Annotated in this window: 22 protein-coding genes; 16 read left to right on the top strand and 6 right to left on the bottom strand. The window is 69.7% G+C overall.

The genetic code is table 11. The annotated features are described in order from the left end of the window. The gene (locus ACFWP7_RS16445) at positions 1 to 804 is read right to left on the bottom strand and encodes an ABC transporter permease (protein ID WP_384381963.1); all 804 of its coding nucleotides are present in this window, start codon (positions 802 to 804) and stop codon (positions 1 to 3) included. 73 nt (positions 805 to 877) lie between these two features. After that, positions 878 to 1930, bottom strand: a complete 1053-nt coding sequence (locus ACFWP7_RS16440) for an ABC transporter substrate-binding protein (protein WP_384381961.1) — start codon at positions 1928 to 1930, stop codon at positions 878 to 880. Positions 1931 to 2109: 179 nt separating this feature from the next. Here ACFWP7_RS16440 and ACFWP7_RS16435 point away from each other — a divergent pair, with 179 nt between their 5' ends. The 5 genes from ACFWP7_RS16435 to ACFWP7_RS16415 all read left to right on the top strand — a co-directional run bounded on the left by ACFWP7_RS16435 (position 2110) and on the right by ACFWP7_RS16415 (position 5834). Beyond that, the gene (locus ACFWP7_RS16435) at positions 2110 to 2880 is read left to right on the top strand and encodes an ABC transporter ATP-binding protein (RefSeq protein WP_384381959.1); all 771 of its coding nucleotides are present in this window, start codon (positions 2110 to 2112) and stop codon (positions 2878 to 2880) included. Between the two features lie 7 nt (positions 2881 to 2887). Next, positions 2888 to 3826 carry an LLM class F420-dependent oxidoreductase gene (locus tag ACFWP7_RS16430; RefSeq protein ID WP_384381957.1) on the top strand — a complete coding sequence of 313 codons (939 nt, stop codon included), beginning with the start codon at positions 2888 to 2890 and terminating at the stop codon, positions 3824 to 3826. 9 nt (positions 3827 to 3835) lie between these two features. Further along, complete coding sequence (locus ACFWP7_RS16425) at positions 3836 to 4333, top strand: glutathione peroxidase (protein ID WP_384381955.1); 498 nt, start codon at positions 3836 to 3838, stop codon at positions 4331 to 4333. A 230-nt stretch (positions 4334 to 4563) separates the two neighbouring features. Continuing rightward, positions 4564 to 4851: a DUF6355 family natural product biosynthesis protein gene (locus tag ACFWP7_RS16420; protein ID WP_384381953.1), complete on the top strand. Its 288-nt coding sequence runs from the start codon at positions 4564 to 4566 to the stop codon at positions 4849 to 4851. A 92-nt stretch (positions 4852 to 4943) separates the two neighbouring features. Then, positions 4944 to 5834 carry a MerR family transcriptional regulator gene (locus ACFWP7_RS16415; protein WP_384381951.1) on the top strand — a complete coding sequence of 297 codons (891 nt, stop codon included), beginning with the start codon at positions 4944 to 4946 and terminating at the stop codon, positions 5832 to 5834. A 124-nt stretch (positions 5835 to 5958) separates the two neighbouring features. On the opposite strand, the gene ACFWP7_RS16410 is transcribed toward ACFWP7_RS16415, so the two are convergent. Continuing rightward, the gene (locus ACFWP7_RS16410) at positions 5959 to 6327 is read right to left on the bottom strand and encodes a hypothetical protein (protein ID WP_384381949.1); all 369 of its coding nucleotides are present in this window, start codon (positions 6325 to 6327) and stop codon (positions 5959 to 5961) included. Between the two features lie 116 nt (positions 6328 to 6443). Beyond that, positions 6444 to 6644, bottom strand: coding sequence for a hypothetical protein (locus ACFWP7_RS16405; protein ID WP_384381947.1), 201 nt, complete (start codon positions 6642 to 6644; stop codon positions 6444 to 6446). Between the two features lie 590 nt (positions 6645 to 7234). Here ACFWP7_RS16405 and ACFWP7_RS16400 point away from each other — a divergent pair. The 9 genes from ACFWP7_RS16400 (at position 7235) to ACFWP7_RS16360 (ending at position 16015) form a co-directional block, all read left to right on the top strand. Then, positions 7235 to 7846, top strand: a complete 612-nt coding sequence (locus tag ACFWP7_RS16400) for a TetR-like C-terminal domain-containing protein (RefSeq protein ID WP_384381945.1) — start codon at positions 7235 to 7237, stop codon at positions 7844 to 7846. 115 nt (positions 7847 to 7961) lie between these two features. Beyond that, a complete protein-coding gene (locus tag ACFWP7_RS16395) occupies positions 7962 to 9461 on the top strand; it encodes an MFS transporter (protein ID WP_384381943.1) in 1500 nt (499 codons plus the stop codon). 92 nt (positions 9462 to 9553) lie between these two features. After that, positions 9554 to 10348 carry a DUF2993 domain-containing protein gene (locus ACFWP7_RS16390; RefSeq protein ID WP_384381942.1) on the top strand — a complete coding sequence of 265 codons (795 nt, stop codon included), beginning with the start codon at positions 9554 to 9556 and terminating at the stop codon, positions 10346 to 10348. A 31-nt stretch (positions 10349 to 10379) separates the two neighbouring features. Then, the gene (locus ACFWP7_RS16385; RefSeq protein WP_384381940.1) at positions 10380 to 10985 is read left to right on the top strand and encodes a carboxymuconolactone decarboxylase family protein; all 606 of its coding nucleotides are present in this window, start codon (positions 10380 to 10382) and stop codon (positions 10983 to 10985) included. A gap of 26 nt (positions 10986 to 11011) precedes the next feature. After that, on the top strand, positions 11012 to 11929 hold the full coding sequence (locus tag ACFWP7_RS16380) for a fumarylacetoacetate hydrolase family protein (protein ID WP_384381938.1): 918 nt from the start codon (positions 11012 to 11014) through the stop codon (positions 11927 to 11929). Then, positions 11926 to 13176, top strand: a complete 1251-nt coding sequence (locus tag ACFWP7_RS16375; protein ID WP_384381936.1) for a VOC family protein — start codon at positions 11926 to 11928, stop codon at positions 13174 to 13176. The genes ACFWP7_RS16380 and ACFWP7_RS16375 overlap by 4 nt, the downstream gene beginning before the upstream one ends. A 3-nt stretch (positions 13177 to 13179) precedes the next feature. Then, positions 13180 to 14772, top strand: coding sequence for a bifunctional 3-(3-hydroxy-phenyl)propionate/3-hydroxycinnamic acid hydroxylase (locus ACFWP7_RS16370; RefSeq protein WP_384381934.1), 1593 nt, complete (start codon positions 13180 to 13182; stop codon positions 14770 to 14772). Positions 14773 to 14864: 92 nt separating this feature from the next. Continuing rightward, positions 14865 to 15293 carry an SRPBCC family protein gene (locus tag ACFWP7_RS16365; RefSeq protein WP_384381932.1) on the top strand — a complete coding sequence of 143 codons (429 nt, stop codon included), beginning with the start codon at positions 14865 to 14867 and terminating at the stop codon, positions 15291 to 15293. A gap of 122 nt (positions 15294 to 15415) precedes the next feature. Next, positions 15416 to 16015: a TetR-like C-terminal domain-containing protein gene (locus ACFWP7_RS16360; RefSeq protein ID WP_384381930.1), complete on the top strand. Its 600-nt coding sequence runs from the start codon at positions 15416 to 15418 to the stop codon at positions 16013 to 16015. Between the two features lie 64 nt (positions 16016 to 16079). Here ACFWP7_RS16360 and ACFWP7_RS16355 read toward each other — a convergent pair whose 3' ends face one another. Both ACFWP7_RS16355 and ACFWP7_RS16350 read right to left on the bottom strand, forming a co-directional pair. After that, entirely contained in the window at positions 16080 to 18116 is a 2037-nt protein-coding gene (locus tag ACFWP7_RS16355; RefSeq protein ID WP_384381928.1) for an MFS transporter, read from the bottom strand. 242 nt (positions 18117 to 18358) lie between these two features. Next, positions 18359 to 21004 (bottom strand): serine hydrolase, encoded by a 2646-nt coding sequence (locus ACFWP7_RS16350; RefSeq protein WP_384381926.1) that lies wholly within the window; start codon positions 21002 to 21004, stop codon positions 18359 to 18361. 310 nt (positions 21005 to 21314) lie between these two features. On the opposite strand from ACFWP7_RS16350, the gene ACFWP7_RS16345 reads away from it, so the two are divergent. Further along, positions 21315 to 21554, top strand: a complete 240-nt coding sequence (locus ACFWP7_RS16345) for a hypothetical protein (protein ID WP_384381924.1) — start codon at positions 21315 to 21317, stop codon at positions 21552 to 21554. 195 nt (positions 21555 to 21749) lie between these two features. Further along, positions 21750 to 22505, top strand: coding sequence for a GPP34 family phosphoprotein (locus ACFWP7_RS16340; protein ID WP_384381922.1), 756 nt, complete (start codon positions 21750 to 21752; stop codon positions 22503 to 22505). The last annotated feature ends 250 nt before the right edge of the window (positions 22506 to 22755 follow it).

Below are 22755 nucleotides of genomic sequence, written 5' to 3'. Positions count from 1 at the left end.
CTACCGCTGCGACGTCGTCTCCTTCACCCACGGCAGCAGCGTCCGTTCCGCCAGTACGAGGGCGTAGAACAGTGCCACGCTCATCACGCCCAGCAGCGCGATCGCGGCGAACGCCAGTGCCGTGTCCGAGTTCGCGCCGGACTGCAGGATGACGAAGCCGAGGCCCTCGTCGCCGGCGCTGAACTCTCCGATGACCGCGCCGACGGCCGCGAGCGGCATGGCCACCTTCAGCCCGACGAAGATCTGCGGCAGCGCACTGGGAAAGCGGAAGCGCCGAAAAGTCTGGACGCGGGAGGCACGCAACGAGCGTGCCAGCTCGACGAGTTCGACCGGTGTCGAGGTGAGTCCGCTCGCGACCGACAGGACTACGGGGAAGAAGCAGACGAGCAGCGCCATGACCACCTTCGGCTGCGACCCGAAACCCATCCACACCACGAGGAGCGGGGCCAGCGCCACCTTGGGCACCGCGTTGAACGCCACCAGGAGCGGCGCGAACATCAGCTCCACGATCCGTGACGCCGCGATCGCCACTCCGATCACCAGCCCCGCGCCCACGGCCAGCGCGAACCCCAGCATGATGACCAGGAGCGTGCCCATCGCCTCGTCCAGCAGATAGCCGGGGACGCGGAGGAAGGCGTCGAGCACGGCCGCGGGGGACGGCAGGATGATCTCCGGTACGTCGAGGACGGCCGCCGCCAGCGCCCAGGCCCCGACCACCGTCACCAGCCCGAGCACCGGCCAGCCGAACTCCCCGGCCCGCCTGAGCACTTGTGGGCTTCGGCGCACGTCAGGACTTCGAGGCACGTCGGGATCTTGGGGCACGTCAGGGCTTCGAGCCACGCCAGGACCGCGGCTCACGTCAGAACCTCGGCGCACGTCAGGACTTCGGCACCAGGTCGAAGGACACCAACTCCTCGGGCGTCAGCCCGGGTTTCACGGCTCCTGCATCCTCCAGCGCCTTGATCGCCCCGGCCACCCGCTCGGGATCCATGGTGCCGATCGGTGCGCCGTCCTCCTTCGGCTGTACGGCGGCCCCCACGAGCTCGATCTCGGCGGCGGCGGTCCCCTTGTTCAGCGTCGGGAACTTCTCGGCCATCAGCGCCGCAGCTTCGTCGGGATGGTCGATCGCGTACCGCATGCCCTTGAACAACGCCGTGGTGAATCGCCTCACCAGGTCGGGATCCTCCTCGGCGATCTTCGTGGTGGTCGTGATCGCGGCGCCGTAGCTCTCGGTGAGGTACTCGCCGAAGGGCAGTACGACGACCTCCTTGCCCTTGACCGCGTTCTCGATGTTGGGGCGGCCCACCCGGTACTGACCGACGGCGTCGACCGAGCCGGTCGCCAGGTTGACCCCGAGCTGCTGGGCTTCCAGGGCGACGAATTCGACCTTGTCGGCGTCGATACCCGCGAGCTTGGCGTACGCCGGGAAGAGGGCGCCGATGACCGACCCGGCCGGGTCCGCGATCTTCTTGCCCTCCAGGTCGGCCGGCTCGCTGATGCCGCTGTCGGCCAGCACCATGACGGCTGCGTCCGTGGTCTGATGGACGGCCGCGACCGCCGTGACCCCGGAGACCTTGCCGTCGCCGAGCTGCATGATGGTGCTGCTGAGGTCGATGGGGGCGAACTGCGCGCTGCCGCCGGCGAGCGCGGCCAGGCTGTTGCCGCTGCCCTGGCCGGGCTGGATGGTGACGGTCACGCCCGCGTCGCTGAAGTAGCCCTTGTCCTGGGCCACATAGGCGTACGCCTCGCGGCCGAAGGTGCCGAACCCGGTGATGTAGGTGACCTTGTCGGGAGCGGAGCCTCCGGAAGCGCCGCCGCCGTTCTCACTGTCGTCGTCGGAACCGCAGGCCGTGGAGAGCGCCGCCGTCATCAGGACGGCCAGGAGTGCGGCGAGCAGTCGTGATGTCCTTTTCGAAATGCAAAGGCTCATGGAAATCAAGTGGAGTCGCTGGAGGGGAAGTTGTCGAGACCACCGAGCCGGTTGACATGTAACAAACATTGAGCGACCGGTTGATCACGGGGTACGCCGACCTATTCTCGGCCGTACGGCCCTACGGCTGTTTCCGCTGCTCGTACCGCTACAGGTGAACCGGTGTTGAGGGGGCTCCCGTGATCCGAGTACGCGGTGTGTCGAAGAGCTTCGACGGCCGCAGGGGAACCGTGGACGCCCTGCACGACATCCAACTAGACGTCGATGACGGGGAGTTCGTCGCTATTCTGGGACGCTCCGGCTGCGGCAAGTCCACCCTGCTGAGGGTGATCGCGGGGCTGCTCCCGGCCACCTCCGGCGAGGTACGGATCGCCGGTGAGCCGGTGCGCGAGCCCCGCCGGGACGTCGCCATCCTCTTCCAGCGTCCGGCCCTGCTGCCCTGGCGGTCGGTGCTCGACAACGTGCTGCTGCCCATCGAGGTGCACGGCCGTCCCCGCTCCGAACACCGGGAATCCGCAGCCCAGTTGCTGGCAACGGTCGGCCTCGACACCCCCTTCCACAAACGTCTGCCGCACGAACTCTCCGGCGGTATGCAGCAGCGGGTGGCACTGTGCCGGTCCCTCATCCAGCACCCCCGCGTCATGCTGATGGACGAGCCCTTCTCGGCCCTGGACGCCCTGACCCGCGAGGAGTTGTGCGAGGTACTGCAAGGCGTGCACATGGAGCACGGCTCCACGGTCGTCCTCGTCACCCACTCCATCGAGGAAGCGGTCCTGCTCGCCGACCGGGTCGTGGTGCTCAGCCCGCGCCCGGGCCAGGTCCGTACCGTCATGGACGTGCCGGTCCCCCGGCCCCGGTCCCTGGGCCACGACGCCCACGCCACCGAACTCGCCCGCTGCCGCGCCGAACTCCACGACCTGCTGCTGGCCAGTCACCGGACAGGGGTGTGAGCGGGCGATGGAGCTGCGCGTCTTCACCGAGCCGTACCACGGAGCCACGTACGACGAACTGCTGCGCGCCGCCCGGCACGCGGAGGACTGCGGCTTCGACGGCTTCTTCGTCGCCGACCACTACCACCCCATGCACTTCACCGACGCCCTGCCCGGCCCCACCGACGCCTGGACCACCCTGGCCGGACTGGCCCGCGAGACCTCGACGATCCGCCTCGGCACGCTGATGACCTCGGCCACCTTCCGACAGCCCGGCGCGCTCGCGGTCATCGCCGCCCAGGTAGACGCGATGAGCGACGGCAGAGTCGAACTCGGCCTGGGAGCAGGCTGGTTCACGCCGGACCACAGCGCGTACGGCATTCCGTTCCCGCCGGCCGCCGAGCGCTTCGAGCGGATGGAGGAACAGTTCCAGGTGATCACCGGCCTGTGGGCCACGCCGCCCGGCAAGCAGTTCTCGTACGAGGGCCGCCACTACCGTCTTACCGACTCGCCCGCCCTGCCGAAGCCGGTACAGCAGCCCCGTATCCCGCTGATCGTGGGCGGCCGTGGCCCCCGCCGCACACCGGCCCTCGCCGCCCGCTACGCCGACGAGTTCAACCTGCCGTTCACCTCGCCCGCGCAGAGCGCCGAGCTGTACGCCGGGGCGCGCGCCGCCAGAACCGCCGTCGGCGGACCTCCCCTGATCCTCTCGGTATGCCTGGGCATCGCCTCCGGCCGCACCGAGGCGGAGATCGCCGCCCGCCTCGCCCTGCTGCGCGAGCCGTCCCGCCTTCCCCCGGAGGAGCCCCTGCACGGCTCCCCCGCGAGGATCGTCGACCTGCTCGGCGAGTACGCCGACCTCGGCGCATCCCGCGTGTACGTCCGCCTGCGCGACCTCTCCGACCTCGACCACCTGGAACTGCTGGCCACCGAGATCGCGCCACACCTGCGGGATAAACGGAGTTAGCATCCGTTTATGACTACTGACAACTCTGTCCTCGATGTCGAGATCGACTCCCTGCAAGGCGGTTCCGCGGACCTCGGCCAGTACCGGGACAAGGCCGTGCTCATCGTGAACGTGGCCTCCAAGTGCGGACTGACCCCGCAGTACGCGGGCCTCGAGCGGCTGCAGGAACGGTACGCCGCGCAGGGGTTCACCGTGCTCGGCGTGCCCTGCAACCAGTTCATGGGGCAGGAGCCCGGGACCTCCGAGGAGATCGCCGAGTTCTGCTCGGCGACGTACGGCGTGACCTTCCCGCTGACCGAGAAGGTCGACGTGAACGGGGACGGGCGGCACGGGCTGTACGAGCGGCTGGTGGAGAGCGCGGACGCCGAGGGGCACAGCGGTGACATCCGCTGGAACTTCGAGAAGTTCCTGATCGGGCGGGACGGTGCGGTGGTGGCACGCTTCTCACCGCAGGTCGAGCCGGAGTCGGCGGAGGTCGTGGCGGCGGTGGAGAAGGCGATCGGCTGAGTTGAGCGGATCCGCCGCGGTCATCGGCTGACGTCATCGGCTGAGGTCATCGGCTGGTCCGTCGGCCGGACTTCTGATCCGATGATCCGGCAGCGGGGGCGCCCGGAAGCGTGAACCCCGTACTCCGTCCGAGGAAAACGCTGGGCCCATGGATTGGTGATCATCGAAGCTGCCTGTGTCCGAGCCTTCCGGCTCTCGACCTGGCACTTCGCCTCCCAAGGAGATCGTCCATGAGCGTCCGCCGCTTCCTGCCCACTGTCATCGCCGCCGTGGTTCCCGCCGCCAGTGCCCTGGCGCTCGTCGTCGGCGTACCGGCCACAGCGGCCGCCAACCCCTGCGGGTTCTACGCCACCGGCAGCGACGCGTTCTACAACCACTGCACGAGCGACGGTTCGCGCGTCATCATCGAGGTGGAGGTGTTCGGGCCCAACTACGAGAAGTGCGTGGGCCCCGGCAACTCCTGGCTCGGCCGCTCCAGCAAGATCGACGGCGCGCACTACGTGGGGCGCACCTGCTGATCCAGCCTCGTATGGGTTGACCTTGCCCCTGGGGCAGGGACCACCGTCCTGTGTCACCGGGCGGAAGGCGCCCGGTGACGGAGGATGGGCCCGTGAACCAGGAACGTTCCGAACACGCTCACGATGTGGGCGAACTGCTCACGATCGGCGCGTTCGCCGCTCGGTCGCGGCTCTCGCCCAAGGCACTTCGGCTGTACGACCGGCTCGGGCTGCTGGCCCCGGCGCACGTCGACGAGGTCAGCGGCTACCGGTACTACCGCGCCGACCAGATCGAACGCGCCCGCCTGGTGGCGCTGCTGCGCCAGCTCGACATGCCGCTCGCGCGGATCGCCGGGGTTGTCGAGGCCGGCGATGCGGAGGGCTCCTTGGCCGCTGCCGCGCTGCTCGACGCGTACTGGGCGGACGCGGAGGCGCGGTTCGCTGCGCAGCGGACCCTTGCCGAATACCTCCGTGGACGGCTTTCGGGAAGGAGTTCCGAGATGTACGAGAAGTTCGTGATCGAGACGGTGGACGTGCCCGAGCAGGTGGTGCTGACGGAGTCGCGGCACACGCTCGCCGACGAGTTGCCGACGTGGATCCCGGCGTCGCTGGGGCGGCTTGAGGAGGGCGCGCGGGTCTGCGGTGGGGCGACCGCGGCGCCCTTCGTCGTCTACCACTCGGAGGTGTCCCAGGAGAGCGACGGGCCCGCCGAGTCGTGTGTGCCCGTCGCCGACGCGGACGCGGCGCGGGCGTGGGCGTCTTCGCGGGGGCGCGCCTTCGACACCCGCGTGCGGGTCGAGCCCGCGCGGCGGCTCGCGTACACCCGGATCACCAAGGCGCAGGTCGCCCATCCGCAGATCCTTGCCGCGTTCGAGGCGGTCGAGGGGTGGATGGCCGCGCGGGGGCTGTCGTACGACGGTCCCTGTCGGGAGGTGTACTTCGCGGACTGGGATGCGGCGGGCCCGGAGGACGCGGTGTGTGATGTGGCGTTTCCGGTGAGGTGACGGGGCGGGGGGCGTGGGGCGTGGTTTTCGCCCCCCACGCCCCTGCCCGTCCCTTGTTCCTGGGGCTCCGCCCCAGACCCCGCTCCTCAAACGCCGGAGGGGCTGGCTGCAGTGCCACCGGGAACTACCGCGACTGCCCATCCCGTACGGCGATGTCCGCCCGGACGCGTGCGGACAACTCGGCCGCGGCCCGGTCCAGTTCCTTCCTGACCGGGATCAGATCCGGTTCCCGCAGGGTGGTCTGGAAGGCGAGCGTCGCGATCACTCCGACCCGTGTGTCGTCGACGAGGACGGGAACGGCCATGGTGGTGGTGCCGCCGTCGGTTGGCACGTCGTGGGAGACGAACCTCTCCTCGCGTGCGCGTTGCAGCTCGGGTTCGAGTTCGCCAAGGCGCGGATTCGCGGCGTGGGTTCGCCGTGCGTCCTCGGAGAACGCCAGGAACATCCGGCCCTGCGCCGAGTCGAAGACCGGAAGCGCGGCGTACAGCGGCATCGCGAAGGACTGAAGGGACTTCCTGACGCGGGTCTGAGGCAGACCCTCGTTTTATCTTTGAAGTGCAGCTCAGGCCCAGCCCAGCGAGTTGGACTCGCCTGACTGGGCCTCAGCCGTCAGGTTGGCCGGTCCCACTGGGAAAGGGCCGCGGCAACGTCGATTTCGGGGTCGAGGCGGGCGGCCTGACGGAGCAGTTCGGCGAGGGTGGCGACGAGCACCTCGACAAGGTCGGCCGCGGGGATCGGACGACCTTCCTGGAGCCAGCCTGCCGCGGCCTCCAGGACGGAGCCGATCCAGGAGCGCAGGACCACCCGCACCGCGGGCCGGTCCGGGTCGAGGCCGAGGCTTGCGGCGGGTGCCAGGAAGGCGTCGGCGAAGTCGTTCGCCTGGCGCTTCGACGGCCGACGCGGCTTTCGCCGGCTCAGCCCAGGGTTCTGAGCACCGCCGCCGGTCTGAGCCGTACATCACCAGGGCTCCAGGTCCAGGCGCCACAGGGACCGTATGTGTGCCTCGGCATACAGGGCAGGCGGCTTGGTGAACCGATCGGGCACGCACGGTGCTTTCGGCGCCAGTGATCTCCACGGCCAGGAGGACATGGCCGCGTCCATGTACCGCTCTGCCCGTGGCAGCGGTGGGCAGGGTGTCGGGCGCGAGGAGTGCGGGGGCGGGGAGCCGCATGGTCACTTCGGCTGGGACCTCGTGGCCCGGGGCCGCCGCGGTCAGTGCGCCGGCCAGTCATTACGCGGCACGGTGGGGGCGGCGGGAGGTGAGCGGGAGCGCTCTGCCGACCAGTTCCACGCGTTTCCGAACCCCGGCACCCACAGCCGGCGGGTAGTACGGTTGTGTTTTTCCCGAGCACGGTCTACGTTGATGGTACAGAACAGTTCTGTACTAAATGGAGGACCTGATGCTCGACGTCACAGACGAGCCGTCGACCCGCCGCTCCCCCATTTCCCAGGCCCGGGAGATGGAGCTGCCCAATGCGGCGGCGGAGGTGCTGGGCGAGGTCAGCTACGAGGAACTGTCGATGGACCTGGTCGCAGCGCAGGGGCGGTGCAGCAAGGCCGCGCTCGACGAGCTGTGGCCGACCAAGCCACAGCTTGTTGTTGCCGCGCTCCACGCCACGCGCCCGATGAGGCCGGAGGAGGTCGACACGGGCATGCTGCACGGCGATCTGTTGACCATGGTCGGGCTGCTGGTGGCAGGCGGGGAGACGATGACGGCGCCGGCCGCCGCACTGGGGCACGCCGTGCTCAGGGACGAGGAACTCGCCCGAGCGGTAAGGACATCGGTGGTGGAGCCCTGGTTCGCTGATCCGATCGCGTCCGTCGAGCGGGCGGTCGAGCGGCGCGAGCCGGCCACCCGGCCGCCGGGCGCGCACTTCCTGCCCGAAGTGCTGCTCAGCCTGGCACTCACCCGTCCGCTGTTCGGGCGCGGCCTCGCCGACACCGACTACCTCACCAGATGCGTCGACCAACTGCTGCTGCCCCTGCTCGAACCCACGGCGCTGCAGCCCTGATCACGCCTTTCCTGCCTTCCCCCTACTGTCCCGATCCGTCCTCCCTGCCCCCTCCCCCGGCTTCGCCATGGCCTCGTGCCCGGCCGCCTCCGACATCCCTCTCTGGAGATCCACCATGTCCGTCCGTTCCGCCGACACAAAAGGTGTCGGCACGGCAACCCCTCCGTCCGACCGAGTCCGCCGCCGGTGGTGGATCCTCGCCGTCGTCTGCATCGCCCAGTTGATGGTGGTGCTCGACGCATCGATCGTGAACATCGCCCTGCCGTCGGCCCAGCAGGACCTGGGCTTCAGCAACGGCAACCGACAGTGGGTCATCACCGCCTACGCGCTGGCCTTCGGCAGCCTGCTGCTGCTCGGCGGCCGTATCGCGGACCTGTTCGGCCGCAAGATCACCTTCCTGGTGGGCCTGGTCGGCTTCTCGGGCGCTTCCGCGCTGGGCGGCGCGGCCGACAGCTTCGGCATGCTGGTCGGCGCCCGCGCCGGCCAGGGGCTGTTCGGTGCGCTCCTGGCACCGGCCGCACTGTCGCTGCTGACCACGACGTTCACGGACTCCAGGGAACGCTCGAAGGCGTTCAGCGTCTACGGCGGCATCGCGGGTGCCGGTGCGGCCATCGGCCTGCTCCTGGGCGGCGTCCTCACCGAGTACCTCGACTGGCGCTGGACGCTGTACGTCAACCTGGGCTTCGCCCTCGTCGCCTTCGTCGGCGGGGTCCTGCTGCTGACCCGTACCGCCCGCGACAGGACCGCCACTCTGGACGTGCCCGGCACGATCCTCGTGTCGTCCGGCCTGTTCTGCGTGGTCTACGGATTCTCCAACGCCGAGACACACGGCTGGAGTTCGCCGGCCACCTGGGGTCTGCTGCTGGCCGGCACCGTCCTGCTGGCGGCGTTCGCGGGGTGGCAGACCAGGGCCGCCAACCCCCTGCTGCCCCTGCGGGTCCTGCTGGACCGCAACCGCGGCGCCTCCTTCATCGCCGTTCTGATCTGCGGCGCGGGCATGTTCGGCGTCTTCCTCTTCCTGACCTACTACATGCAGGAGAGCCTGGGTTACAGCCCGGTCAAGACCGGTCTTGCCTTCATGCCGATGGTCGTCGGACTCATGGTCACCACCCCGCTCGCCACCAACGTCCTCATCCCGCGCTTCGGCCCCAAGCCGGTCGTGCCGGTGGGCATGGGCGTGTCCGCCGTCGGCCTGGCGTGGCTCACCACCCTGGACCTGAACAGCGGTTACGCCGCGAACGTGATGCCGCCGCTGATCGTGGTCGGACTCGGGATCGGGCTGGTGATGGCTCCGGCGATGAGCGTGGCCACCTCCGGGGTGGCGACCGAGGACGCCGGTGTCGCCTCCGCGGCCGTCAACACCATGCAGCAGGTGGGCGGTTCCATCAGTACGGCGCTGCTCACCACGCTGTCGGCCACCGCCGCCACCGACTACCTCACGGGCCGAAACCCCAAGGACCCGGCGGTTCTCGCCGAGGCCGCCCTGCACAGCTACGCCGCCGCCTACTGGTGGGCCGCCGGCTTCTTCGCCGCGGGCATGGTCGTCTGCGGGCTCCTCTACCGCCGTGGCGTGCCTCAGCCGGACGCCGACGCCGCACCGGTCGTCCACATGTGACACCGCCGCCCGCACCGGACGCACCGAACCTGACAGACCGAAGGGTCCCCCCAATGCCCGAGAAAACAGATCGGTCCGCTCCTCCCGCCGGCATGCCGCACGGGACTGCGCAGTCCGCCCGCCGTCCACGGGGCACAGGGCGCATTCGCCGCCGGTACCGCGTGCTCATCGGGGTCGTCGCAGCCCTCCCCTTGGCGGCCCTCGGTACCGACTACGGCGTACGCGCCTACTCGGAAGCGCAGACCGCGCACGCCTTCCAGAAGGCCACCGGGACCGCGACAGCACCGAAGGTGCACATTCGGGGATTCCCGTTCCTGACCCAGGCGGCCCGGGGAACCCTGGACCAGGTGGATGTCTCCGCCGAACAGATACCGGCCGGGACGGACAGCCCGGTCCCGATCTCCCGGCTGGAAGCCCATATGACCCACCTCAGGCGGAGCTCGGACGCGGACAGCGCCCAGGCGGGCTCCGCCGAAGCCACCGCGTTCGTCTCGTACGAGGACCTGTCCACAACCCTGGGCCTGGACGTCAGGGCCGGGTCGGCGCCGGGGCGGATCACCGCCTCGCTGAGCGTGCCGATAGCCGGGAACATCGCGGTGAACGCCCAGGTGACCAAGGACGGGCCCACCACCATCGCCTTCAAGGTGCTGGGCATCTCCTCGGACCAACTGCCGCAGTCCGTCCTGGACTCGGTCAGCAGGACCTTCGAGCAGAAGATCCCGCTGCAGAACCTCCCGCACGGGATGACCCTGCGGTCGATCTCCACCGATTCCTCCGGTATCGGCGTCACGCTCTCGGGCCACGACGTCACCTTCAAGACGTCCGAGAAATCCGGGACTTCCGGGACTGCCACGGATTCCGGTGCTTCCGGCACATCGGCCACATAGCTGATCTCCGACCACGTTCGAAGGGAGAACCATGCCCAAATCACAGCCGGTCGGGCCCCCGTCGCATTCACCGACGCAGCGGCACCTGACCCCTCTCGGGAGAGCACAGCGCACGGACGAGCAGCGCGAGCTGCTGACCGGCGTCCTGGGTGAGGACGCACCCAACCTCTTCAGCACCTTGGTGCGCCATCCGGCGCTCTACCGGAAATGGCTGCCGTTCTGTCTGCATCTGCTGACGGAGTCCGCGTTCCCGCCCCGGGAGCGGGAGTTGGTGATCATCAGAACCGCGTCGCTCTGCGGCTGCGCGTACGAACTGCACCACCACGTCGGGCTCGGCTCCGAGGTCGGGCTGACCGACCACGAACTCGCCGCGCTCAACGGCGAAGGCTCAACAGTCTGGTCGACGCGTGAACGTCTGCTGGTAGCCGCGGTCGACCAACTGCACGCCGGCCACACGATCGGCGAGGTCACCTGGCGTGCGCTGAGCGCGCTGCTGACCACCGAACAGCTCATCGAACTGCCCGTGCTGGTGGGCCACTACGTCCTGCTCGCCGGAACGCTCAACTCCCTCGGCGTACCGCTCGACAGCCCGCGGACAGCGCCGAACGGCGTCCAGTACCCGGACGCCGTCAAGTAACCGATCCATCCCAAGGAGGCACCGTCATGCGCATCGGAGTCATCGCCAACCGGCTGGTCCTTGTCGCCGGGCATTCGGCCGTCGACGTCGAACGGGCCAGTAAGGGCCGCTTCCCGGCCGATCCCGCACAGCTCTTCGACCGCTGGCAGCCGCTGGTCGAGTGGGCCGCCACCGCCGAACCCGACGGGGAGCGGCTGCCGTTGGACGGCCTGCAGAACCCGGTCCCGGCACCGCGCCAGGTCTTCGGCATCGGCGCCAACTACCTCGACCATGTCCAGGAGGCAGCCGCCGCCCGCGGCCACACCGGGGACGTCAAGGCGCTGCTGCCCAAGGACCCGATGATCTTCACCAAGTTCCGGACCAGCCTGTCCGGTCCCCAGGACCCGATCCCGGTGCCCAGCGGGAACGTCGACTGGGAGGTCGAACTCGTCGTAGTGATCGGGCGGTACGGCCAGCGCGTCGCGGAGAAGGACGCCTGGGATCACGTCGCCGCCCTCACCGTCGGACAGGACATCTCCGAACGTGTCATCCAACTGGCAGGCCCCGCCCCGCAGTTGTCGATGGGCAAGTCCTTCCCCGGCTTCGCGCCACTGGGTCCGGTCCTGGTCACGCCCGACGAGTTCGAGGACCCGGACGACCTGGAGCTGGGCTGCGTGCTGAACGACCGGATCGTGCAGAAGGCCCGCACCTCCGAAATGATCTTCTCGGTGGCCGAGTTGATCGCGTACATCTCCTCCATCGTCCCCCTGCTGCCCGGCGACCTGATCTTCACCGGTACGGGCGCGGGCGTCGGTCTCTTCCGTACCCCGCCGGTCTTCCTCAAGCCGGGCGACAGGCTCGTCAGCTGGGTCAAGGGCATCGGCGAACTCCACAACCCCGTGACGGCGGCCTCCGGATACCCCGCCGACGACAACAACGACAGCCGGACAGGAGCCCAGTCATGACCACCGCCCCGGAGCGGAGCCCGCAGCAGTACGACGTCGGCCGCCTGATGCTGCCGCGTCCGTTCAAGATCCGCCGCCTCGGCCATCTCGGGCTGAACATGGAGCGGCTGGACGAAGCGATCACCTTCTACTGCGACGCGCTCGGATTCCGCATCACCGACCAGCTCGACGTGCTGAGCCAGGTGCCCGAAGAGGCGCGCCCGTTCGTGAAGGACATCCTGACCGACCCGCGGCTGACCTTCACCACCCACAACAGCGACCACCACGCACTGGTGCTCGCGCACAAGACCTTCGGAACCCTGTGGGGCAATGACCGCAAGGTCAAGGACATCACCTTCAGCCAGCTCACCTTCCAGGTCGGCAGCCTGCAAGAGGTCGTGGAGGCCGAGGCGTACCTCAAGGAGCGGGGCGTCGAGATCGGCCACTACGGCCGTGACATGCCCGGCAGCAACTGGGAGATCTACGCCTACGACCCCGACGACAACATGATCGAGCTGTACTACGGCATCGAGCAGATCGGCTGGCAGCGCAAGTCGAAGCCGTACGGCATGCACTACCGCGGACTCATGGACGTGATGCCGTCGCTGCCGCAGATGTCGGAGGCCGCCGAGGTCCGCGAGGCGCTGGCCAAGGGCATCGACATCGACTCCGGCCACCACCCGTCCGAGGAGCACCTGGACGAGACGTACGTCGTCGGCGGCGTCCTGCTCCCGCGGCCCTTCAAGGTGACCGGGATCGGCCCGGTCTCGCTGTTCACCGAGCGCATGGACGAGATGATCGCGTTCTACACCGGCATGCTCGGCTTCGAGGTGGTCGAAGAGGTAGAGCTGCAGGGCCGGCGGATCGTGTACTTCCGCACCGGCACCGAGCATCACACCTTCGCCCTCGCCGACAAGGCGCTGCGTGGCATCCTCGGCCTGAGCGAGCACACCTCGTGCCTGAGCATCGGCCTCCAGGTCGGCAGCTACACCCAACTGCGGGACGCGGCCAAGTACTTGATGGACCGCGGCTACACCCTCGTACACGGACTCCCGCAGGAGATCTACGCCGGCATCGACTACGCCGTCCACCTGAAGGACCCCGACGGCCACCTGGTCTGTCTCTACTACTACATGGAGCAGATCGGCTGGGACGGCAAGCCCCGGCCGCGGAGCGAGCGCCGCGACATGGTCCTCCCGTGGCCGGAGACGCTCGAGCCCGTCTCCGACACCTACGGGGGCACGGCCTACCTGGGACCCCTGGGCTGAACCATGACCGACAACGAGAACATACGACCAGAGACCGAACGGCACGACTGCGATGTCCTCATCGTGGGCGCGGGACCGATCGGCCAGGTACTGGCGCTGCTGCTCGCCCAGCAGGGAGTGCGTGTCATCGTGGTGGAGCGCTGGGAGCAGCCGTATCCGCTGCCCCGCGCCGTCGCTCTCAGCCACGACACCCTGCGGATCCTCTACCAGCTCGGTCTGCGCGAGGAGTTGGCCCCGCTGCTGGAGCCCTGGGGGCAGGACGGGCACACGTTCAAGCTCACGGACGCCTCGGGGGAGACCCTGGCCGAATCGCGGTTCGGCCTGGACTCCGATTCCGGCTTCGCCCACATGACGGGTTTCTCGCAACCGGACCTGGAGGGTCTGCTCGAACAGCGGGTACGAGAACACCCGTTGATCGACCAGCGCCGGGGCTTCTCACTGGAGGCGCTGTCCGACGACGGGCCGTCCGGGGTCGCGGTCACCGTCCGCCCCCACAACGGCCTCGAAACGACCCCCGGTGGCGAACCGGAGACCGTACGGGCGGGTTACGTCGTCGGCTGCGACGGGGCCAACAGCACCGTCCGCACGCTGCTCGGGACGGAGATGACCGACCTCGACTTCAGCCATGACTGGCTCGTGGTCGACGTCCTCCCGCACACTCCGCCGGCCTGGCTGCCGTACGCGTGCCAGCACCTGGATCCTGCCCGGTCGACGACCCTGGTGCCGTCCGGGCCCGGCCGGCGGCGCTGGGAGTTCATGATCATGCCGGACGACGACCAGGACAGCGTCGACACCGACGAGAACGCCTGGCGGCTGTTGAAGGCCTGGGACATCCACCCCGGCAACGCCGACCTGGTCCGGCACGCCCGGTACGCCTTCCGGGGCCGCTGGGCCAACCAGTGGCGCAAGGGCCGCGTGCTGCTGGCCGGTGACGCGGCCCATCTGATGCCGCCGTTCATGGGGCAGGGCATCAACTCCGGCCTCCGCGACGCGGCCAGTCTCGCCTGGCGCCTGGCCCTGCTGGTCGGGGGCGGAGGCAAGGACTCGCTGCTGGACGACTACAGCACCGAACGCTCCGGGCAGGTCGCGCAGATCATCGAGCAGACCGTCTTCATCGGCCGGATGTTCTGCGCGACCGACCCGAAGGAGTGCGCCGAGCGGGACGCCATGATCCGGTCCATGGGCACCCTGGACATCCAGGAGGCGTCCAAGAACTGGAACTTGCAGGGCGGGACGCTGCAGGACGACGGGATCGGCGGCACGCTGGGCGTCCAGGCCCAGGTGGGCACCGGGACCCGTACGGCTCTCCTGGACGAAATAGTCGCGCCCGGCTTCCTCATGCTGGGCCGCGATCGTGACCCGGCCGGACTGCTCTCCCCGGTCCAGCGCACCGCCTGGGAGCAACTCGGCGGCCGCAGCGCCCACTTCGGACCCGGCGGCCTCACCGACCCCGAGGGCAAGTACGCGGCGTGGTTCGAGCGGCTCAACGCATCGGTCGTCCTCGTCCGGCCGGACTTCCAGCTGTTCGGCGGCGTACGCACCCCGCACGCCGCGGACGCACTGGTCCGCAACCTGATCCAGCACGGGAAGGCCTGACCGAAGTGTGGTCCCCACTCCACGAACTCCGCCCGCACCGTGGGCGACATGTCAAAACACGGCCCGCAGGGCCCATCAGAAGAGGAGCAGTCATGCCCCAGGTATCCGTCAGCACATCCGTGGCCGCCCCCGCCGACAAGGTGTGGGCGATCATCACCGACTTCGACCGCTTCGGTGAGTGGAACACCATCCACACCGAGTTCCCCGACGGCGGCCCGGTCGAACTCGCCGTGGGCGCCGAGTACCGCGAGAAGATGACCCTGATCGGCATGCCCGCCGAGGTGGCCTGGACCGTCACCGAGGTCGAGGCCGGACGGGCCTACCGACTGCAGGGCAAGGGACCGATGGGGGTCGCGGTGGGCCAGCACTACGTGCTCGCCGACGAGGGTGAGGGCACTCTGGTCACGGTGGAGAACGAGTTCAAGGGCGCGGCCGTGAACATGATGGCAGCCCGGGTGAAGGAGGCCACCACCACCGCGCTCACCGAGTCGCTGGGCAAGCTCGCCGCCCTGGTCGGATAGGGCCGGATCCGGGTGTGGCCCTTGCGAGCGCCCGTCGCCTCCAAGGACCGCACCGTCGGCGGAGTCCTCCCGAGCCACCTACAATTCTGGTACGAAACTGTTCTGTATCAAATGGAGTGCTGATGTCACGCGCCAACGGCGATGAGGCGATCCGTCGCCCTCGGATGACCCCCGACCGGGAGGCCGAGTTGCTGGTCGCGACCATCGACGTGCTGCGCGAGGTCAGCTATGACGAGTTGTCGATGGACATGGTCGCGGCCCGGGCACGCTGCAGTAAGGCCACGCTCTACCGTCTGTGGCCGGGGAAGCCGCAGATCGTGGCGGCTGCGCTGTACGCCACGCGGCCGATGAAGCCGGAGGAGATCGACACCGGTACGCTTCGCGGCGATCTGCTGGCCATGGCACAGGTGTTGGGTCCCCTCGGGGAGAACGACATGCCGCTGTTCGCCGCGCTCGGACACGCCGTACTGACCGACGAGACTCTCGGCGAGGCGATGCGCGAAACGCTGGTGCGGCCTTGGTTCGCGGATCTCATTGAGGTTGTCGACCGAGCAGTTGAGCGTGGCGAGCTGTCCCACCGGCCGTCCGCCACCGACTTCCTGCCGCAGATCCTGCTCAGCTTGATGCTCACCCGTCCGATGCTCGAAGGCATACCCGCCGACACCGACTACCTGAGCAGATGTGTCGACCAGTCGCTGCTGCCCGCGCTGCTCCACAGCTGATCGAGCGGCCCACCTCTCGGCGGGGGCGACGGGGCGACGGGGGCGAAAACCCATCACCGTCGCCCTACCGCAGCTCCTCCGGGCACGGTGTCCCCCGTGGGAGTTGGTACGGCGCCGCCAGGCGGTAGGTTCCCGGTTTCGGGGCCAGGAGTTCCGTCCACTTGTCGCCGGTTGCGTTCTCCGTGGCCGGGGTGAGGCAGCCGTTGAGGTTGTCGTAGGTCTTCGGGGTGTCGTCGTCCTCGCGGTTCTTGGATGCCTCGGTCTCCTGCGGAGCCTTGAGGCTCTTGCCGTCGGCGTCGACGATGCTCAGCCACGGGGAGTACGGGATGCGGATGAGGACGCGGCCCGCCTTCTTCACCTCCAGGATCATCTCTCCCTGTTCGGCGCGGTCGACGACGGCGTTGGGCTCGGCGAGCGGCGTGGGGTCGGTGACGGTGAAGAGCTGCCAGTTGGCGTCGCCCCAGACCTGCTTGAGGTACGGCATCCCGCGCTGGACGAGCTCGCGTTCACGCTCAGCGCCGTCGCCGTCCAGCTCCCCCTTCGGCAGCACCACGTAGTGGACGGCCCAGCGCTGCAGCCACTCGTGGTAGTTCGCGGAGTTGAGGGTGTCGTCGTAGAAGAGCGGGTTGCGCTCCATGTCGGCCTGGCGGCTCCAGCCGCGGGCGAGGTTGACGTACGGGGCGAGGGCGGAGGCCTCTCGGTGGGAGCGGGAGGGGACGACCTCCACCCGGCCCTTGTCGGCGCCGACGACCTGGAGCTCGTTGACCAGCGGGGCGAGCTCGCGTGCCCAGGACGCCTCCGGTGTCGTATGCACGACGTCGTCGACCGACTTGAAGCCGATCCACCCGGTGAAACCGACGAAGGCCAGGATGATGGCGTACCACTTGCGCGAGCGCGGCATCGTGAACGGCAGGGCCGCCAGCAGCACGACGCCCGCGAACAGCATCGACAGGCGTGTGATGTTGGAGCCGATCTGGGAGCTGATCAGCCAGACGAGGAGTACGGAGAGGCCGTACACCGCCGCCGTGATCCGTACCGTCTTCCACTCCTCGGGGACGAGGAAATAGACGACCACGGCGGACAGGAACGGCAGTGTCGCCGAGCCGAAGGCCATCGGCTGGGTGCCGGAGAAGGGGAACAGCCAGGCCGAGAGGGCCACCACGGCGGCCGGCGCGATACCGAGTGCGTACGCGCCCGGGCGGCGTTTCTGAAGGAACAGTGCCACCGCGACCAGGCCGACGAACAGGCCGGCCACCGGCGACGAGGCGGTGGCCAGCGCGGCGAGTGGCGCCGCGCTCAGTGCCTTCGCCCAGCGTTTGTAGCGCCAGCGGTACGGCCAGCAGAAGACGACGGCGACCGCGGCGAGCCCGAACAGCATGCCCAGGCCGTACGTCACCCGGCCCGAGGCGGCGTTGCAGAGCAGCGCGAACACGCCCGCGAGGGCCGGCCACAGCGGCTGCCGTACCGCCCGGCTGCGGATCAGGATCAGCGTCAGCAGGCTCGCCGAGAGCGTCCCCGCGATCATCATCGTCGTACGGACGCCGAGCACCGACATCAGATACGGCGACACCACGCTGTACGACACCGGGTGCATCCCGCCGTACCAGGCGAGGTTGTACGCCGAGTCCGGATGCTGCCCCACGAACTCCGCCCACGCGTCCTGCGCCGCCAGGTCCCCGCCACTGTTCGCGAACGTGAAGAACCAGACGACGTGGAGGACGCCGGCGACGACGGTGGCGACGATGATGGGGTGGCGGAGGAGACGGGTCAGCAGGGGGACTCGGGACGCAGACGTCTCGTCGCGGGCAGGGGGCTCGTCGTCCTGCGGACGAGGCTCGTCGTCCTGCGGACGGGGCTCGTCGTCCTGCGGACGGGGCTCGTCGTCCTGCGGACGAGGCTCGTCGTCCTGCGGACGAGGCTCGGTGCCCTGCGGGCAGCGTTCGCCGTTCTGCGTGCGGGACACGCCGTTCTGGGGGCGGAACTCGTCGTCGTGCGGACGGGATTCGCCGTTTCGCGGATCGGCGTTCAGCGGTATTCGCGGGCCTGATCCTGGGCTGCCCGGATCGGCGTCATCGGCGTGTGTCGGCTCCGCTGTCGCCACTGCAAGGCACTCCCGTGTCCCGTTTTCCGTTCTCGGCCGGGACCCGCGGCCCGCGACCAGGCCGCTTAGCGACGCTAGCACGCACCTCGCCGGTGAGCGCCCCGGACGGGGCGTCATCGGCGAGGTGCGGGGCGTTCGGAGGGCGTTCACGGGGTGTTCGCCACGCCCTCCGGCGTACGCCGGTTCAGCTGACGCGCGTCGGCTCTGCGCAGGTCAGCTGAACCGGGTGGGCTCTGCGCAGGTCAGCCGACGCGGGTCAGCTTGGCGCCGAAGCCCGGTTCCGCGAGGTCCGACTGGAGCGCGACGGGAATCGTCACGGCGTGGTCGGAACCGTCGCCGACCGTCAGCTCACCGACGACCGTGCCCGCCTTGCCGGAGTGCGGAACCGTATCGCCACCGGCGGTGCCGACCGCGAGCTTCGTCTTCAGACCGGGCCAGCCGACCGCCGTCATGTCCTTGGTGGCGACCACGGGGGTCTGGCCGCCGAGCTGGTCGTCCACGTAGCCGACGACGTCACCCTTCTTCACCACCGTCGCCGACGTCAGGCTCTGCTGGACCTTGTCGATCAGCTTCTGGCTGTTGGTGAGGGCCAGCTGGAGGCTGTCCCAGACCTTGCCCGTGCCCGCGTTCTGGCCGAGGACCGCGCCGTAGACCGTCTGCGTCTTGCCGTTCACGGTCTTGGTCGCGGCCCACACCAGGTTGCCGCCCGCCGGCGTCGAGGAACCCGTCTTGAGACCGGTCACGCCGACCTGCTTCACCAGCAGGTCGTTGTTGTTGTAGATGGTGCCGTCGAGCCCGGGGATCTTCGCGCTGGCCATCCCGACGATGCCGGCGAACACCGGGTTCTGCATGACCTCCTTGGCCAGCTTGAGCTGGTCGGTGGCAGTGCTCACCGTCGTCTTCTCCAGACCGCTCGGGTCCGTGTACGTCGAGTTCGTCATGCCGAGCTTCTTGGCGGCGTCGTTCATCTTGCCGACGAAGGTCTTGCTGTCGGAGTCCCAACGGGCCAGCAGCCGCGCCGCGTTGTTCCCCGAAGGGATCATCAGCATCTGGAGCATCTGCCGCTCCGTGAACTGCTGCCCCTTCGTCATGGCCGCCGTCGACTCGTCCTCGTTCTTCGACTCGTCCTCGGCCTGCTGGTCGACGGTGATCTTCTCGCCGCCCTCGTTCCCCTTCAGCGGGTGGTCCTGCAGGATCACGTACGCCGTCATGATCTTCGCCACGCTCGCGATGGGCGCGGACGTCTGCTTGCCGTCGGTACCGAGACTGCCGACACCCTCGACCTCGATCGCCGACTGGCCCTGACCCGGCCAGGGCAGGTCGAGGGTGCCGCCCTCGAACGTGTAGGTCGCGTCGGCGGTGAGCGTGAGGCCCGCCGCCGGGAGCGGTCGCACAGCCTGTACGACTGCAAAGATCACCGCGAGCAGGACGACCAGCGGGGTCCAGATCTTGACCCGCCGCACGATCGTCCGCACCGGGGTCTGCGGGGGCGGCGGCGTGTTCGTCAGCTCGGCCAGCAGGTCCAGCGGCGGCTTGGGCGGCAGGGGCTGCTGGGTGGTGCGATCGGGGCCTAGCGGAGGACGCTCGGGAGCGACCTGAGGACGCTCGGGGCCGACCTGAGGGAGGGCGGCGGTGCCACCGGGAGCGCCCGGAGCGACCGGAGTACCCGGAGCACCTGGAGCACCTGGAACGGCCTTCGGCCTCACCGGGGCGGGCTCGTCGAGGGGCTTGAGGGCGACGAACTTGCTCGTGCGTTCGGCGGGAGCCTCGGGCCTGGGCTTGTCGGCAGGGTGGGGCCTGTCGGTGGGCTCGGGCTTGGCCTTCTCCGTGGGCGGCTTGGCGTCGCCCAGCTTGAGCATGGTGGTGGGCTGGTCCACGGCCGGGCGGCGAGGAGCCTTGAAGACGGCGGTGGGCTGGTCGACCCGGGGCTCACCGGAGGGGGACTTCGGGGAGCCGTTCGGGCTGGGTACCGCGTCGTCGTCCGGGGCTGCGTCGGAGGCGTCGGCGTCCGCCTCGGGCTTGGCGTCAGCAGGCTCGGCACCGGCCTCGGCGGCGGACCCCGCGCTCACGTCACGCCCAAAGGCGCCCTCCGCCCCGGGAGCCGCAGCGAGCGGCGAAGCGTCCGCCTCGGGCTCGGCGTCAGCAGCCTCGGCGTCAGCAGGCTCGGCACCGGCCTCGGCGGCGGACCCCGCGCTCACGTCACGCCCAAAGGCGCCCTCCGCCCCGGGAGCCGCAGCGAGCGGCGAGGCGTCCGCCTCGGGCTTGGCGTCAGCAGGCTCGGCACCGGCGCCTGGCTCTGCGTCGGCGACCGCCCCGCGCGCGGACGCGCTCCCGGTAGCGGAAGCCACCGCCGCAGCCGCAGCGGGCCGCTCAGCGGCCTCCTCAGGCCCGGCACCGGTGCTGTCGCCGGCGTCGGCGGCGAGCCCCACGTCGGCAGCCCCGTCGCCCGCAGACGCGCCGGAGGGCGGTCTATCGGCGCCGTCGGCAGCCTGCGGGCCATCGGCAGACCCGGAAGCGGGAGCGGCCTCCGTCACGACGCCGGCCGCACTCGCGGAACCGGAACCGGAACCGGAACCGGAACCGGACTCCGGCTCGGTAGCACCGTCCGTCGCCACACCCGGCGCACTCGCCATACCCGCCGCACTTGCGGCCCCGTCGGCGCCTTCCGCCTGGGCCCCCGCCGCGGGCAGGGCTCCGCCCTCCCGCTCCCCGTCATCGTCCGTCGTACCGCCAGGCACGGAGGGGTCACTCGCAGAGGCGTCGTCACTCGCGAAGGGGTCACTCGCGGAGGAGCCACCACCGGCCGGGGCGCCATCGCCCCCGCCCTCCGGCTCCGCGTCGGCAGTGTCCGCACCCTGCAGGGACACCTTGCCGGACACGGCGCTCACCGCACCCGCACCCGCATCCTCCGAAGACGGCCCAGAAGCCTCAGACGCCTCAGACCGCTCAGACGGCTCCGCGTCCTCATCGGCGGTTGCCACCCAGGCGGCAACGGCCGCCCGAAGACGCCCGTCCCCGGGGACACCGCCCTCGGCCCCCTCCGGCCCGGGCCCGACCTCACCGGCCCGGCGCGAACCCGACGAACCGTCGGAGCCCGCACCGGGCCCGGCCGACCCGCCGCCGGCGAGGGCCACCCCATCCGCCCCGTCCGTCAGCGCCCGCGTCGAGAACACCGCCGTGGCCTGATCGACCCGCACCGTGGCCGCCCTCTCGCGGGCCACCGCCATGCGCGGGTCGGCCGGGGCCGAAGCCGAGACCGGCCCCGCCCCCCGCGTCGGCCCCGGAACCGCGGCTGCCGTCCCCGACGTCGGTTCTCCCGACGACGCCGTCGCCGACGACTCGTGCTGCTTCGACCTGTCGGGGGACTCGCCCGCCACCGATGCCTCCTCCTGCGGCGCACACCCGCAGTGCGCCCATCCGAACCGTGAAAACCCGTGAAAACTCGTGAAAACCCTTGACCCGCCGCCCGGACACCGTTGTCCGAACCATGTACCAGTGTCCTGTGTGGGGGGATGTCCCCCGCGGTAGACGAGAACGACATACCTACCGGTTCCACTACAAACCGGTCACGCCCTCTCGACAGATGAATGTGAGAGGGGTCACCCTGTCATTCATCCACGCGGGGAGGCATGGATGGGCAAGAGCCGCAGATCAATTCCGGAAGAGCTTCTACTGCTGGCGCTGGACCCGACCACGGGTACCACCGCACAGCCGCAGTCGCTCGACCTCGGTCTGGCCGGAGCACAGCTAGTGGAGCTGGCGTTGGCCGGACGGATAGCCCCGGACGGGGATCGTATCGCCGTGGTAGTACCACGGCCGACTGGAGATCCAACACTGGACTGTGCGTTGGAACTGCTTCGCCGACGCGGAGCACCCGTACGCGCAGTGAACTGGATTGGCGGACCCCGCCTGGGGCTGCGCCAGACCTATCTCTCGCATCTGGAGAGGTGCGGCATGGTTCATGCCGTGGCCGGCCAGATGTGCGGGGTGCTGCCGACGACTCGCTACCAAGCGACGGACACGGCGATCAGCCGGGAGATCAAGGCCCGGCTGGACAGCGCGATCCGCACCGGCGTTCCGCCGGACCCACGGACCGCGGCGCTCGCCGCACTGGCCCACGCGGTCGGCCTCGGCAAGCACCTGTATCCGGGTAATGAGGGACGCTCGTCCCGCTCCCGGCTACGGGATCTGATCAGGCACGACCCCATGGGCGGCCTCGTGGCACACGCGGTCATGGACGTCCAGAACGGTGTGGCCGCACAGCCACGCCGGAGCCCGGCACCGGCAGGCCGTCCGGCCAGCGCCGGAGTCAGGTCCGCAGTCGAACCCGCCCGCGGTGTTCCGATGCAACCGCGCCACAGTTCCATGGCGCGCGCCGTGGCCCACTGAGCCGCAGTACCACGGCACAACCGCAGAACCGCAGGACCGCAGAACCCGTACGACCGCACTACCAGCGCCGCACCGCAGTCCCCAGGAACCGGTCCGGGAGCCGCTGGATCGCGCGGGGTGATGGGACCGTACGTCCGGACGACGACACGGTCCCACCGCCCCGCGCGGCCGCGTTTTCACGCACGGACGCGCTCGTTCACGCACGGACGCGCTCGTTCACGCACGGACGCGCTCGTTCACGCACGGACGC

The organism is Streptomyces sp. NPDC058470 (assembly GCF_042721055.1).
GTDB lineage: Bacteria > Actinomycetota > Actinomycetes > Streptomycetales > Streptomycetaceae > Streptomyces.
This window is presented reverse-complemented; position numbering and strand designations above follow the sequence as displayed.

Bases quoted from the DNA above. Each gene is read 5' to 3' on its own strand.
- ACFWP7_RS16440 (WP_384381961.1), bottom strand. From the start codon at position 1,930: ATGAGCCTTTGCATTTCGAAAAGGACATCACGACTGCTCGCCGCACTC.
- ACFWP7_RS16430 (WP_384381957.1), top strand. From the start codon at position 2,888: ATGGAGCTGCGCGTCTTCACCGAGCCGTACCACGGAGCCACGTACGAC.
- ACFWP7_RS16425 (WP_384381955.1), top strand. From the start codon at position 3,836: ATGACTACTGACAACTCTGTCCTCGATGTCGAGATCGACTCCCTGCAA.
- ACFWP7_RS16420 (WP_384381953.1), top strand. From the start codon at position 4,564: ATGAGCGTCCGCCGCTTCCTGCCCACTGTCATCGCCGCCGTGGTTCCC.
- ACFWP7_RS16410 (WP_384381949.1), bottom strand. From the start codon at position 6,327: ATGCCGCTGTACGCCGCGCTTCCGGTCTTCGACTCGGCGCAGGGCCGG.
- ACFWP7_RS16400 (WP_384381945.1), top strand. From the start codon at position 7,235: ATGCTCGACGTCACAGACGAGCCGTCGACCCGCCGCTCCCCCATTTCC.
- ACFWP7_RS16395 (WP_384381943.1), top strand. From the start codon at position 7,962: ATGTCCGTCCGTTCCGCCGACACAAAAGGTGTCGGCACGGCAACCCCT.
- ACFWP7_RS16390 (WP_384381942.1), top strand. From the start codon at position 9,554: ATGCCGCACGGGACTGCGCAGTCCGCCCGCCGTCCACGGGGCACAGGG.
- ACFWP7_RS16385 (WP_384381940.1), top strand. From the start codon at position 10,380: ATGCCCAAATCACAGCCGGTCGGGCCCCCGTCGCATTCACCGACGCAG.
- ACFWP7_RS16380 (WP_384381938.1), top strand. From the start codon at position 11,012: ATGCGCATCGGAGTCATCGCCAACCGGCTGGTCCTTGTCGCCGGGCAT.
- ACFWP7_RS16375 (WP_384381936.1), top strand. From the start codon at position 11,926: ATGACCACCGCCCCGGAGCGGAGCCCGCAGCAGTACGACGTCGGCCGC.
- ACFWP7_RS16370 (WP_384381934.1), top strand. From the start codon at position 13,180: ATGACCGACAACGAGAACATACGACCAGAGACCGAACGGCACGACTGC.
- ACFWP7_RS16365 (WP_384381932.1), top strand. From the start codon at position 14,865: ATGCCCCAGGTATCCGTCAGCACATCCGTGGCCGCCCCCGCCGACAAG.
- ACFWP7_RS16360 (WP_384381930.1), top strand. From the start codon at position 15,416: ATGTCACGCGCCAACGGCGATGAGGCGATCCGTCGCCCTCGGATGACC.
- ACFWP7_RS16340 (WP_384381922.1), top strand. From the start codon at position 21,750: ATGGGCAAGAGCCGCAGATCAATTCCGGAAGAGCTTCTACTGCTGGCG.